Annotated in this window: 13 protein-coding genes; 4 read left to right on the forward strand and 9 right to left on the reverse strand. The window is 69.0% G+C overall.

Annotation, left to right across the window (positions count from 1 at the left end; genetic code table 11):
- Together K2Y03_RS07130 and parE are read left to right on the forward strand one after the other, a co-directional pair.
- Window positions 1–357: GcrA family cell cycle regulator (locus K2Y03_RS07130; protein ID WP_294089576.1), on the forward strand; the 357-nt coding region annotated here is incomplete at its 5' end.
- Between the two features lie 191 nt (window positions 358–548).
- Complete coding sequence (gene parE, locus K2Y03_RS07135) at window positions 549–2,540, forward strand: DNA topoisomerase IV subunit B (protein ID WP_294089577.1); 1,992 nt, start codon at window positions 549–551, stop codon at window positions 2,538–2,540.
- A gap of 3 nt (window positions 2,541–2,543) precedes the next feature.
- Here parE and K2Y03_RS07140 read toward each other — a convergent pair whose 3' ends face one another.
- Window positions 2,544–3,008: a DUF417 family protein gene (locus K2Y03_RS07140; protein ID WP_294089578.1), complete on the reverse strand. Its 465-nt coding sequence runs from the start codon at window positions 3,006–3,008 to the stop codon at window positions 2,544–2,546.
- Between the two features lie 125 nt (window positions 3,009–3,133).
- Between K2Y03_RS07140 and K2Y03_RS07145 the strand changes: the two genes are divergently transcribed.
- Window positions 3,134–4,219: a hypothetical protein gene (locus K2Y03_RS07145; RefSeq protein ID WP_294089579.1), complete on the forward strand. Its 1,086-nt coding sequence runs from the start codon at window positions 3,134–3,136 to the stop codon at window positions 4,217–4,219.
- Between the two features lie 111 nt (window positions 4,220–4,330).
- Entirely contained in the window at window positions 4,331–5,557 is a 1,227-nt protein-coding gene (locus K2Y03_RS07150; RefSeq protein WP_294089580.1) for a hypothetical protein, read from the forward strand.
- Between the two features lie 22 nt (window positions 5,558–5,579).
- Here the strand turns inward: K2Y03_RS07150 and K2Y03_RS07155 are convergent, their stop codons facing one another.
- From K2Y03_RS07155 to K2Y03_RS07190, 8 genes are all read right to left on the reverse strand, one after another.
- Window positions 5,580–6,131 carry a GNAT family N-acetyltransferase gene (locus K2Y03_RS07155; RefSeq protein ID WP_294089581.1) on the reverse strand — a complete coding sequence of 184 codons (552 nt, stop codon included), beginning with the start codon at window positions 6,129–6,131 and terminating at the stop codon, window positions 5,580–5,582.
- Entirely contained in the window at window positions 6,128–6,919 is a 792-nt protein-coding gene (locus K2Y03_RS07160) for a LysR family transcriptional regulator (protein ID WP_294089583.1), read from the reverse strand. Before K2Y03_RS07160 ends, K2Y03_RS07155 begins: the two co-directional genes overlap by 4 nt.
- 52 nt (window positions 6,920–6,971) lie before the next feature.
- Window positions 6,972–7,370, reverse strand: coding sequence for a Co2+/Mg2+ efflux protein ApaG (gene apaG / locus K2Y03_RS07165; RefSeq protein WP_294089585.1), 399 nt, complete (start codon window positions 7,368–7,370; stop codon window positions 6,972–6,974).
- A 7-nt stretch (window positions 7,371–7,377) separates the two neighbouring features.
- Entirely contained in the window at window positions 7,378–8,580 is a 1,203-nt protein-coding gene (locus tag K2Y03_RS07170) for an aminotransferase class I/II-fold pyridoxal phosphate-dependent enzyme (protein ID WP_294089586.1), read from the reverse strand.
- 149 nt (window positions 8,581–8,729) lie between these two features.
- Window positions 8,730–9,875, reverse strand: a complete 1,146-nt coding sequence (locus tag K2Y03_RS07175; RefSeq protein WP_294089587.1) for a glycosyltransferase family 2 protein — start codon at window positions 9,873–9,875, stop codon at window positions 8,730–8,732.
- A gap of 47 nt (window positions 9,876–9,922) precedes the next feature.
- The gene (gene recO, locus K2Y03_RS07180) at window positions 9,923–10,651 is read right to left on the reverse strand and encodes a DNA repair protein RecO (RefSeq protein WP_294089589.1); all 729 of its coding nucleotides are present in this window, start codon (window positions 10,649–10,651) and stop codon (window positions 9,923–9,925) included.
- 209 nt (window positions 10,652–10,860) lie between these two features.
- Window positions 10,861–11,772, reverse strand: coding sequence for a GNAT family N-acetyltransferase (locus K2Y03_RS07185; RefSeq protein WP_294089591.1), 912 nt, complete (start codon window positions 11,770–11,772; stop codon window positions 10,861–10,863).
- Window positions 11,769–12,725, reverse strand: coding sequence for a polysaccharide deacetylase family protein (locus tag K2Y03_RS07190; protein WP_294089592.1), 957 nt, complete (start codon window positions 12,723–12,725; stop codon window positions 11,769–11,771). The genes K2Y03_RS07185 and K2Y03_RS07190 overlap by 4 nt, the downstream gene beginning before the upstream one ends.
- Window positions 12,726–12,799: the final 74 nt, after the last annotated feature.

Here is a 12,799-nt window from a genome sequence, read left to right on the forward strand (position 1 = left end):
GAGCCGCGCGAGCCGGCCGCACCGGTGCTGCGCTCGGTCGGCCCGGGCGGCTTTGTCCGCCAGTCGCCCGGCGAGCAGCAACCGCCCATCGCGCCCGCGCCGCCGCGCCGGCTGGTGCCGGCCAAGCCCTCGCCCGAGATTGCCGGCAAGACCAGCCTGCTCGACCTGAACGACCGCATCTGCAAATGGCCGCTCGGCCACCCCGGCGAGCCCGATTTCCATTTCTGCGGTGAAAAGGTGAACCCGGGCTTCCCCTATTGCGTGGAGCATTGCGGCCACGCCTATCAGGCCCAGCTGCCCCGCCGCGACCGCCGCCCGCCGCCGCCGATGCCGTTCGGCGGCCCGCGCGTGCGCTGAGTTCCGCTAGGCAAGCATCCGTCACGATTTGCGTCACCCCGGACTTGATCCGGGGTCCCGCTGCCTTTTCGGCCAGCGCCATTGGCGGCGCCGTCGCATAAGAAGAGCGGGAGCCCGGGTCGAGCCCAGGGTGACGGCGGCTTTTGCCCCGCCGCTTGCGCGGGCGCTGACCTGCCCCCTATAGCCGGCGCATGTCCGACGATCTTTTCGGCGCCGCCCCCCGGGCCGAGCGCGAGTATAATGCCTCCTCGATCGAGGTGCTCGAAGGGCTGGAGCCGGTGCGCCGCCGGCCCGGCATGTATGTGGGCGGCACCGACGAACGCGCGCTGCACCATCTGGCCGCCGAAGTGCTGGACAATGCGATGGACGAAGCCGTCGCCGGCCATGCGACACGCATCGACATCGTGCTGGAGCCGGGCAACCGGCTGACCATAACCGACAATGGCCGGGGCATCCCGGTCGATCCGCACCCCAAATTCCCCGACAAGTCGGCGCTGGAAGTGATCCTGTCCACGCTCCATTCGGGCGGCAAGTTCGAGGGCAAGGCCTATGCCACCTCGGGCGGGTTGCACGGCGTGGGCGTCAGCGTGGTCAACGCGCTGTCGGCGGAAACCGTGGTGGAGGTTGCGCGCGCGAAAACGCTCTATCGCCAGCGGTTTTCGCGCGGGGTGACGCAGGGGCCGCTGGAAAATCTGGGGCCGGTTGCCAACCGGCGCGGCACGGCCGTGCGCTTCGTCCCCGATCCGCAGATTTTCGGCCCCGAACTCCATTTCAAGCCGCAGCGGCTTTACAAGCTGGCCCGGTCCAAGGCCTATCTGTTCGCCGGCGTCGAGATCCGCTGGCGCTGCGCGGCCGAGCTGCTGCACGACGATACCCCGGCCGAGGCGGTGTTCCAGTTCCCCGGGGGTCTGGCCGATCATCTGCGCGAGCAGATCGGCGCGCGCGACTGTGCGACCAGCGATTTCTTCCACGGATCGCAGGACTTCCCCGATGGCCCGAACGGCGAGAAGATGGGCCGCGTCGAATGGGCGGTCGGCTGGCCGCTCTGGTCGGAAGGCAGCTATAGCTGGTATTGCAACACCATCCCCACCCCCGATGGCGGCACCCATGAGGCGGGCCTGCGCGCCGCGCTGGTGAAGGGCATTCGCGGCTTTGGCGAGCTGGTCGGCCAGAAAAAGGCCAAGGACATCGCCGCCGACGACATCGTGACCGGCGCCGAGCTGATGCTGAGCGTGTTCGTCCGCGAGCCGCAATTCCAGAGCCAGACCAAGGACCGGCTGACCAGCCCCGAAGCCGCCACGCTGGTGGAACGCGCGGTGCGCGACCATTTCGACCATTTCCTGGCCGATGGCGAGCGCGGCCGCGCGTTGCTGGGCTTCGTGCTCGAAAAGATGGACGAGCGCCTGCGCCGCCGCGCCGAGCGCGAGGTAAAGCGCAAGAACGCGACCAGCGGCCGCAAGCTGCGCCTGCCCGGCAAACTGACCGACTGCGCCGAGGACGGGCCGGAGGGGACCGAGCTGTTCATCGTGGAAGGCGATTCGGCGGGCGGCTCCGCCAAGCAGGCGCGCAACCGCAAGAACCAGGCGATCCTGCCCATTCGCGGCAAGATATTGAACGTCGCCTCGGCCACCGCCGCCAAGATCGGCGCCAATCAGGAAATCGCCGATCTGGCGCTGGCGCTGGGCTGCGGCACGCGCAAGGAGTGCCGGCCGGACAATCTGCGCTACGAACGCATCATCATCATGACCGACGCCGACGTCGACGGCGCGCATATCGCCACGCTCTTGATGACCTTCTTTTTTCAGGAAATGCCCGATCTGGTGCGGCGCGGGCATCTGTATCTGGCGCAGCCGCCGCTCTATCGGCTGACGGCGGGCACCAAGAGCCTTTATGCGATGGACGATGCCGACCGCGCCCGGCTGGAGGCGACCGCGTTCAAGGGGCGCAAGGTGGAGGTCGCCCGCTTCAAGGGGCTGGGCGAGATGAACCCGGCGCAGCTGCGCGAAACCACGATGGACCCGGGCACCCGCCAGCTGCTGCGCATCACCCTGCCGCAGGAATATGAGGAGCGCGCGGCAGTGAAGGGTCTGGTCGACCGGCTGATGGGCACCAACCCCGCCCACCGGTTCGACTTCATCCAGGAAAATGCCGCCCGGCTTGACGAGGACGCAATCGACGCGTGACGATCAGTCGCGCGCCAGCCCGGCCTTGCGCGCGGACAGCACCGCAATCGCATAACAGCCGGCCAGCAGCCCCGCATCCTTGAACAGGAACTGCGCCAGGCCGCCGATGAACGGAAAGCCATAGCCTTCCTCCCACAGCGGCGCGCCCAGGCTGAAGCTGAGCGTGATGACGAAGGTGCAGATGCCCATCACCCCGCCCAGCACGCTGATGCGCGGCGAAAAGGCGCCCAGCGCCAGCGCGGCGGCGGTGGAAAGCTCGATCACGCCAATCACGTCGCTGGCGACGCGCGGGCCCCAGAGCGGATACATCCAGGCGAACAGCGGGTAATGGCTGGCGATGCGGGCGACCCCTTCGGCCTCATAGGCGGCGAACTTCGCCACGCCGAAAAACACGAAGATGAACACCAGCGCCCAGCGTAGTGCCGCCGTCACGCTGTCGATGCTGGGCACAGGAAAACGATCAGGCATGGCACCCCCGGTGGCGAATGAACTGCCGCCAGTTCGCGCGAGCGCCGCCACCGGTTACACAGGCCGGCACGTTGACCGGCCTGTGGCACGTTGATAACACACCGCAAACGGAGGGAGAGGCAGCAATGGCCGATTTCAGCAGGCGTGACTTGCTCGTTGCCGGAACGGCCGCCGCCGCGCTGCCGCTGCTCGGCGCGGCGACCGATGCGGGCGAGCCGGCGTGGCAGACGCTGCCGACCGAGGCCTTTCCCGGCAAGCGCGACGACATCAGCTTCGCCGATGCGCGCCATGGCTGGTATGGCACCGGCAAGGGCGACCTGTTCCGCACGACCGACGGCGGCGCCACCTGGGCGAAGGTGGCCAGCAAGCCGGGCACCTTCATCCGCGCGCTGGGTTTTGTCGATGGGCAGACCGGCTTCATCGGCAATGTCGGCACGGACTATTATCCCGGCGTCACCGACACCACGCCGCTCTACCGCACCGACGATGGCGGGGCGACTTGGGTCGCGGCCGATCTGGGCGGCAAGACCATCGCCGGCGTGTGCGCGATCGACATATTGCGCACCCAGCGCATCTATCAGGGCAGACTGGAGCCGCGCCACGTCATCCATGCGGCGGGCCGGGTCGGCGGGCCGACCGGCATTCTGCGCTCCACCGACAGCGGCAAGAGCTGGACGGTGATCGACATGGCGGCGCAGGCCGGCATGATCCTGGACGTGAAGTTCCTCGACGAGCAGACCGGGCTGGTCTTCGCCTCCACCAGCCGCGACGCGGCCACCACCGAGGGGCTGATCCTGCGCACCACCGATGGCGGCAAGAGCTGGACCAGCGTCTACAAATCGGGCCGCGCGGCCGAGCTGATCTGGAAGGCGTCGTTCGTCGATGCCCGCACCGGCTTTGCCACCGTCCAGAGCTATGACCCCAATCGCGCGCAGCAGCTGATCGTGAAGACCAGCGACGGCGGCAAGAGCTGGCAGGAGCTGCCACTGGTCAGCGATGCCAAGGCGCGCCAGTTCGGCATCGGCTTTGTCGACGCGACGCGCGGCTGGGTGGGCACGATGGCCGGCGGCTTTGAAACGCGCGACGGCGGCAAGAGCTTTGCGCCGGTGCCGATTGCGCGTGCAGCGAACAAGTTCCGCATCGTGGCAGACGGCGGCAAACGCCACGTCTATGCCATCGGCACGCAGGTGCAGCGGCTGACATTGGGCTAGGCCGCCAGAATAGCCTGTGTTCATCTGCGCTTAATCCACCAAGATTATTGATCTTTCCCAATACATAGCTAGCCTGTGTCTATGATAGGATAGCAAGCGAAGGAGAGGTTCATGCGCAGCATATTGTTGGCCGCCACTGCCCTGTTCGCCTTTACCGCCCCGGCCGGGGCACAAGGGGTTGACCTGTCGCAGACCGATCCCGTCGGCACCGTCATCGTCACCGCCCGGCCGCTCAGCGCGACGGAAGCCGCGCTGAAGGCGTGCCTCGAACGCAAATGCCCGCCCAAGGAGGATATCGCGGCCACCATCGCCCATGCCGAGAACCAGTTCGTGGCCGGCGATTACAAGGGCGCGCGCGGCACCCTGCTGGGCGGGCGGGCGCGCAACCTGCGCTACGGCCGCGACCTGCCGGAGGATGTGGCCGGCCTGCTGCGCGCCAATGCCCGTGTCGGCGCGCATCTGGGCGAGGGCGAGGTGTTCCAGCTCGACACCATCGTCGCGCTCGACACGCTGCGCATGGCGCTGCCGGCGGATGACAATCGCGTACTGGAAGCGCGGATCGAGGTGGGCGACATGTTCCTGCGCTTCGGCCGCTTCCGGCCCGCAGCCGACGCCTATCGCGCGGTGGAGCGCCGCGCCCGCGCCGCCGGCAAGTCCGACGTGCTGGGCCTCGCGCTGCTGCGCCAGCTGCAGATGTTCACCCGGATTGACGAGCTGGGCCTTGCCGGGTTGGAGGGCGATGCCGACCGCGCCTATCGCGCGCTGACCGACGGCACGACGCCGGGGCTGGCGCGCTATGCCGATGCCGCGCGCATCATCCGTGCCCAGGTGGCGGCGGCCAAGGGCGATACCAAGCCGCTCGACGCGCTGGTGGACGATTATCGCCGCCGCAACGGCACCCGCACCCCGGTGCTGCTGTTCGCGCCGACGATTGAGCTGCCGCTAACTAGCGTGCAGGTTATGGATTACAACGGCATGTTCATCGAAAACAGCGCGGTGCGGCGGCTGACCACCGATGCGACCTATGCCGACCAGTGGGTCGATATCGGCTTTTCCATCCGACCCGACGGCACGGTGAGCGATGTCGGCGTGCTGCGCGAGAGCCGGTCGTTCACGCCGGGCTGGGAAAAGCCGGTGATCGAGGCGGTGAGCAAGCGGCGCTACGCCCCCGTCGCCGCCGGCACCGATGCGACCGAACTGCTGCGGGTGGAGCGCTATACCTATACCGCGCGCTACACCACGCTCACCGGCTCGCGCATCCGCACGCGCGACGTGGTGCCGCAGATCGAGGTGCTCGACCTGACCAACGACGCCGAGGCGCAGCGCAAGACCGGGTGAACGCGGGGCGGGAGGTGTTCAGTTACTTTGAGGCGGCAACGGCCCGCTCCACTGAGCGCCACTCGTCGCGCAGCAGCCCCCAGATGAAGCTGTCGCGCACGCCGATATGCGTTTCCCACGCCGCGCGCAGCCGCCCCTCCTGCGTGAAGCCCAATTTGCCGAGCAGCGCGTTCGACGCGGCATTGTCCGGGTCGGTATCGGCCTCGATCCGGCGCCAGTCCTCCGTGACCAGCAGCAGGTCGAGCACCCGCGTCACCGCCTCTCGCGCGATGCCGCTGCCCCAGTGCGCGCGGGCGAGCAGATAGCCGATCTCCGCCGCCCCGGCGCGGATTTCGCCGGTGAAAACCGTGCCGATCGCGCGATCGCTGCCCTTGCGGGTGATTGCCCAGCCGCGCCATGGCCGCGCCGCATCCCGGCCGGCCAGATAGGCGCGGGTCTCCTCCACGCTGGCATGCGGCGCGCTTGACCAATAGCGCATCAGCGCAACGTCCGAATAAGCCTCGAACAGCGCCTCGGCATCGTCCACGTCCACCGGCCGCAACCGCAGCCGCGCGCTTTCCAGAACCGGTGTCACGCCACCAGCGCCTCGACCAGCGCCTTCACCTTTTTCTGGCGCCATTGCGGCAGCGGCGCGACCAGCCAGTAGCCCGCGCCATGCGGCACCGGCCCCTGTGCCGCCACCAGCCGCCCGGCAGCAATGTCGCGCGCGGCGAGCAGTTCGGGCACCCAGGCGCGGCCCATGCCGGCGGCCACCGCCTCGATCGCAAGGCCGGCATCGCCTGCCATCAGCTGCGCCGGCCCCGCCTCCACCGGGCAACCGCGCCAGCCGATCCACGCATCCGCACCGCCGCCGGCCCGCTCGACCAGCACCATGCCCGCCGACTCGATCGCCTCGCCCTCATGCTCGCCCGGCCCCGTGCCCCAGCGGATGGCGAGGTCGAGATTGGCCTCGGTAAAGTCCAGCGCGTCGTCCGCCGTCATCAGCTGAAAGCGCAACTCGCGGTCGCGCGCGCCGATTTCGGCCAGCCGCGGCAACAGCCATTTGTCGATCACGTCGCGCGGCGCGGCAATCGCCAGTGCCTTGGAAGACTGGCCGGCCTGCATCGCGCGCACCGATTCCTCGAACTGGAGCAGCCCGTCGCGCAACGCGCCCAGCCCCGCTTCGCCTTCCGGCGTCAGTTCCAGCCCCTTGGTCGTGCGGCGGAACAGCACCACGCCCAATGTTTCCTCCAGCGCGCGGATCTGCTGGCCGACGGCGGCCGGCGTCACTGCCAGCTCGTCGGCGGCGCGGGTGAAGCTCAGATGGCGTGCCGCCGCGTCGAACACGCGCAGGCCATTGAGCGGCAGATGGGTGCGCTTCATGCGCCGCCCCCGGGCCGCTCAGCCGGGCGCGCGCGGCGCAACCGGGCGGCGATCAACTGTCGACCGCCGGCGCGATCAGCGCGAATTTGGGGATCGCCACGTCAAAGCCGACGCCGTCCGCCCCGATCATGTGATAGCTGCCCTGCATCGATCCGGTGGGCGTGGGCAGCGGGCAGCCGGACACATAGTCAAAGCTGCCGCCGGGCTGGATCAGCGGCTGTTCGCCGACCACCCCTTCGCCCTCCACCGAATGGCGCGCGCCCCGCCCGTCGGTGATGATCCAGTGGCGGGTCAGCAACTGCACGGCCTGATCGCCGTCATTCTCGATGCGGATATGATAGGCCCAGAACCAGCGCCCCCGGCGCGGCTCGCTCTGCTCGCTCAGATAGCTGACCGAGACGCGCACGACGATGCCGCCGGTTTCGGCCATGTTGGGGAACAGCGCCTTCATGCCGCCCTTATACCCCCGCCTGCGCGAGCGCGCGATCAAGATCGTCGATCAGATCGGCCGGATCCTCCAGCCCCACGTTCAGCCGCAGCATCCCCTCGCTGATGCCCATGTCGGTGCGCACCTCTTCGCTGAGGCCGGAATGGGTGGTGGAGGCAGGATGCGTCATCAACGAGCGGGAATCGCCGATATTGTTCGAAATGTCGATCAGGTCGAGCGCGTCGAGCAGCGCATGCGCCTGGGCCCGGCCATCGACGAAAAAGGCAAAGATCGGCCCGCACGCCGCCATCTGCGCCATCGCCAGATTGTGCTGCGGGTGGCTGGGCAGGCCGGGGTGCAGGATGCGCGGCACCCGTGCTTCCAGAAAACGCCCCACCGCCAGCGCATTCTCGCTCTGCCGGCGGATGCGCAGATCGAGCGTTTCCAGCCCCTTCAGCACCACCCAGGCGTTGAACGGCGACAATGTGGGGCCGGTGTTGCGGATGAACGCCAGCAGCTCGCCCTCGATGAAATCGCGCGGGCCGCACACGGCGCCGGCCAGCACGCGCCCCTGCCCGTCCATCATCTTGGTCGCCGAATAGGCAATGATGTCCGCCCCCCATTCCAGCGGGCGCTGCAGCGCGGGGGTGGCAAAGGCATTGTCGACCACGGTGCGGATGCCGCGCGCCCGGGCCAGCGCGCAGACGGCGGCCAGATCGACAATGTCCATGGTCGGGTTGGCGGGCGTTTCGAAGAAGAACAGCCGGGTATTGGGGCGGATTGCCGCCTCGAACGCGTCCGGATCGCGCGCATCGACCACGGTGCTGGCAATGCCGAACCGGGGCAGCAGCGTGTCGACCAGCCAGCGGCACGAGCCGAACGCCGCGCGCCCCGCCACGACATGGTCACCCGCCTGCAACTGGCACAGCAGCGCCGCCGTCATCGCCGCCATGCCGCTGGCCATGGTGCGGCACGCCTCCGCCCCTTCCAGCAGGGCGATGCGCTTTTCCAGCATTTCGACGGTCGGGTTCTGCAGGCGCGAATAGGTCATGCCCGCCTGTTCGCCGGCAAAGCGCGCGGCGGCATCGCCGGCACAGTCATAGCTGTAGCCGGAGGTGAGGAACAGCGCCTCGCTCGTTTCGCCCCATTCGCTGCGCGCGGTGCCGCCGCGCACCGCCTGGGTTGCGGGGCGCCAGTGGCGCGCGGTCTCGGATTGGCCGGTCTGTCGTTTCATCGCGAGCGCCTTGTGCCGGGGGCGGTGGCCGCGCGTCAATGCCAAGCAAAATTGCGGGCGCCGAAAGCCGCGCTTTCGCCGGGCGGGGGAGAAGGTGTCTTTTTGTTGGAAAAACGCGTTCCGGTGTCCACGAGACGCTCTACTTAGCGCTAATAACGCCCCCAGACGAAGCGCGACGACAGCGCATAATTCCACACCGCGCTCACCAGAACCCCGGCCAGCGCCGAGCCGATCCAGGTGCCGTTATGGACATCGTGCAGAAAGCCCGCGACGCCGATATTGGCCAGCACCCCCACCGAGCAGACCCCGCAGAACGACACCCAGCCATCGAACAGCGCCCGCCCGCCCCTTAGCCGGCGGTCGCGATAGGTGAGCGCGTTGTTCAGGAAGAAATTGCCCGTCATCGCCACCCAGGCCGCCACCACCTGCGCCGCCAGGAACGCCGCGCCCAGCGCGAACATCAGCCCCAGCGCGGCCATGTGCACCCCGACCCCGATCAGCCCGATGCACGAGAACATCGCAAAGCGCACCGGCACGATCCGCCCCAGCAGCCGGTCGTAAAGTGCGATCAGATATTCCATGGCCACGACGTGATCGAGCTTGCTCTCCCCCACCGCGCGGCTGCGGAAGCTATAGGGCAGCTCCACCAGGCGCAGCGGCCGGGGGCTGCTGGTCAGCAGGTCGAGCAGGATCTTGAAGCCGATCGCCGACAGCTGCGGCGCCAGCGCGCGGACGGTTTCGGTGCGGATCATGAAGAAGCCGCTCATCGGGTCGGCAAGCTCGGCGCGCAGCACCGCGCGGGCAAGCCGCGTCGCCAGCGCCGATTTGGCCACCCGGTCGCGGTCCCAGTCGCCGGTGCCGCCGCCTGCGACAAAGCGCGAGCCGACCACCAGATCGAGCGCCGGGTCCTCCGCCAGCGCGCGGTGCATCGCCGGCAGCAGCGCTTCGTCATGCTGCAGGTCGCCGTCGATGACCGCGACCAGCGGCGCGGCGGTCGCGCACATCCCCTCGATACAGGCGGATGAAAGCCCCCGCCGGCCGATCCGCTGGATCACGCGCACCCGCCGGTCGAGGCGGGCAATCGCGCGCGCGGCGTCGGCCGTCCGGTCGGGGCTGTCATCATCGACGAAGATCGCCTCCCACGACAGGCCGGCAAGCGCCAGCTCCAGCCGCGCGATCAGCACCGGCACATTGGCCGCCTCGTTGAAGGTGGGGATGACGACGGCAAGGTCGAGCGGCAGCGCATCCGCCGCCACTGCCGGCGTGCCTGCCCAGTGCCGCGTCATCATGTTCATGGCGGCACTAAGCGCGAAAAATGGTTAATGGCCGGTTTCGGCAGCGCTCACGCCGCCGCCACCAGCCGCTCCACCAGCCGCTCGCGCGCGGCGATCACGGTGGCGGCGCGCCCGGTCAGCACGTCGCGCGCCAGGAAATGCCCGCTCAGCCGCAACCCCGCCAGCACCGCCTCCAGGCTGGCGCCGCCGCCGTCGCGAATGAACGCGGGCAGCGGCAGCAGCCGGTCGGCATAGCCAGCCCCGGCCGCCGCACTCACCGCCGCGCCGCTTTTCGGGCTGACCCAGCACAGATCCTCGGTGACGCCAGTCGCCACACAGGCGCCCAGGTCCAGCCCAAAGCCCAGCTCGGCCAGCAGTGCCAGTTCATAGCGCACGATCGCCGCCGCCCAGTCGCGCGCCGCCGGCGCCGCCGCGATGGCCGACAGCACTGCCGACAGCAGCGCGTGCAGCGCCGGATAGGGTTGCCCCTCGGGCAGCGCAGCGGCGGTGAGCGCGGTCAGCCACTCCAGCGCCGCGGCCGGCAGCGGCTCGCCATGGAGCGCGGCGCGGCTTTCGATCAGTTCGACGGTCAGCGCCGGCAGCTGCTCCCCGGTCCGCGCCCGCCACTCGGCCTGCACCAGATTGGCCGGCAGCAGCACCGGACGCAGCGCGCGCGACCGGGCGCCGCGCACATAGCCCGGCAGCAGTCCCGCCTCGGCGCAGAGCGCCCGCACCACCGCGCCATGCTCGCCATGCGGGCGGACGGACATGATCAGGGCAGGCGCGCTCAGCTGCATCGGCCCGCTATAGCCAATGGTGCGGGCCGGTGCAGCCGGAGTTGGCCGTGGTTTCAGCCTCGGCTGAAACGGTAACGACGCCAGCCCGCTCCCCCACCCGGCCACCCAGCGGCAGTATCTTGTGGGTGGCCGTCGGGGTCCCCACAAAGTAGTACTTTGTGGGGTGCCCCAGGTGGGGGAGCGGGCCGGCACCGCCTCAACGAAAAAACCTAACGTCGCAGCTTGCGGGCCATGCTCTGCAAGCCAAAGCGCAGCACCAGGCGCTTCGCCGCCGCCATCGCCCCGTCAAACGCCGACAGCGCCAGGATAGCCGCGCGGTTCGCCAGCGTCGGGCGCAGCAGCAGCAGATCGGCACAGGGCACCCCGCCGGTTGCGAACTGGCGCTTGTGCTGCCCCTCCCCCTCGGTGAAGTCGAAATGCCGATGCCCGCCCTCGGCGAACAGATCGGCGAGCGCTGCCATCTGCAGCACGGTGCCCGGCGATAGATCGGCATGCGCCGGGTCATGCCCCAGATAGTCATAGCGCACCGTGGTGCCGACCACCGGGCAATAGAGATAGGCAATTGGCTGCCCGGCCATGAACAACAGCCAGCCCCGCGCCCGCCCGGCCGCTGCCGCCGCCAGCATCGCGCGCAAGAACGCCTCGTCCCCGGGCAGGCCGCTGCCCAGCAGCACTTCCTGATAGGTGCGGGCCGAAACCGCGCGGGCGGCGGCATGAAATTCGGCCATCTCGTCGGGCGTGCGATAGCAGCGGATGTCGAGCGCGCCGCCGCTCTCCGCCGCCAGCTTCTTGGTCTTGCGCTTCACCGAGGAGCGGGTGTTGGCGGAAAGGCCGGCCAGATAGGCGGCATGGCCGATCGTCAGATCGACATGATAACGGGTGTAGCGCTGCCGCACCCAGGGCATCAGGCCACCGGCCGCGCGCGCGAGCGCTGCCACCTGCTCGTCGGGCAGCGACGTGATCGCATAGCCGTCCGCCCCCCGGTCGAGCGGGGGCAGTGCGGGCGGGGTGCCGGCCAGCACGGCATCCAGATCCAGCGGCACGCGGATCAGGCGGCGGCGCACCACGAACAGGGTGCGCGCGCCGACCTGGAATTTCAGGGGGAGCGAGACCGCGCTCATGCCGCGCGCTCGGCCACCATGTTCGACCAGAGCTGCTCGGCCTGGCGCCAGCGCAGCCGCGCCTCGCTGGGTGCAAGCGGCGCGTCGCGCTGTCCGAGCGGCAGGGGCGGGCAATTGGCGAAGGTTGCCGTCGGCAATGCCGAGCCCGCCTCTGCCAGCATTTCGCACAGCGCCTCGAACCGGCGGACATGGATGGCGTTGGCGGCGGTGCCGGCGCGGTTGGCCAGTTCGAAACCATGGCTGACAATGGTGATGCAGGCATGGCCGGCCGCCATCGCATGATCGAGCGCGGCGCGCATTTCGCCGGCCGACAGCGCGCAAATCTGGAAGGTGCGCAACCGGCCGGGCCGTTCCTCGATCAGCGATACCGGCACTTCGAGCAGCCCGCGATGCTCGATGGGGGCGATCTGGTCCCGCGGCAGGCCGACCGCAGAGGGCCAGGGCTGCATCGAGCCGTTGTGGCTGCTGTCATAGCGGAAGCCGAGTGCGGCCAGCGCGTCGATGGTGTCGTCATTGGCGCCATAGCTGCCGGCGCGGAAGGCAACGGGTGGCGGTGCCCCGGCGGCAATCAGCAGGTCACGCGCGCCGGCGATCAGCTGCTCCTGCTCGTCGCGGCTGTAATCGATCAGCTCGAACCGGGCGAAGCTTGCGCTGCGGTCCTGCGCCTTGGCACCCACCCACATCGGGTGGAGGTGCAGCTGCACATCCTGCCCGGCGGACAGGATCGTCTCGACCACGCGCCGGATCGGATCGAGCCCATAAACCATCGCCGGCATGGGGTCGACGAAGAAGGTCGCCTTCAGCCCATGGTCGCGCAGCATTTCCAGCTGATAGGACACGCCGACATTGGCCGGTTCGAACGACCGCCGATACAGCTCGGCCAGATCGTGACCGGCGACATGGTGCCGCCAGACAATCTCGGTATCGATCGTCAGAAAGACGGATGCGGTCATGCCTCCGCCGTAACGCGATGCTGTAAAAAAATGCCGAACGCCAAGGTTCTGGATCGGGATTGTTTTGGGCTGGC

Source organism: Sphingomonas sp., from assembly GCF_019746015.1.
In the GTDB taxonomy this organism is placed as follows: domain Bacteria; phylum Pseudomonadota; class Alphaproteobacteria; order Sphingomonadales; family Sphingomonadaceae; genus Sphingomonas.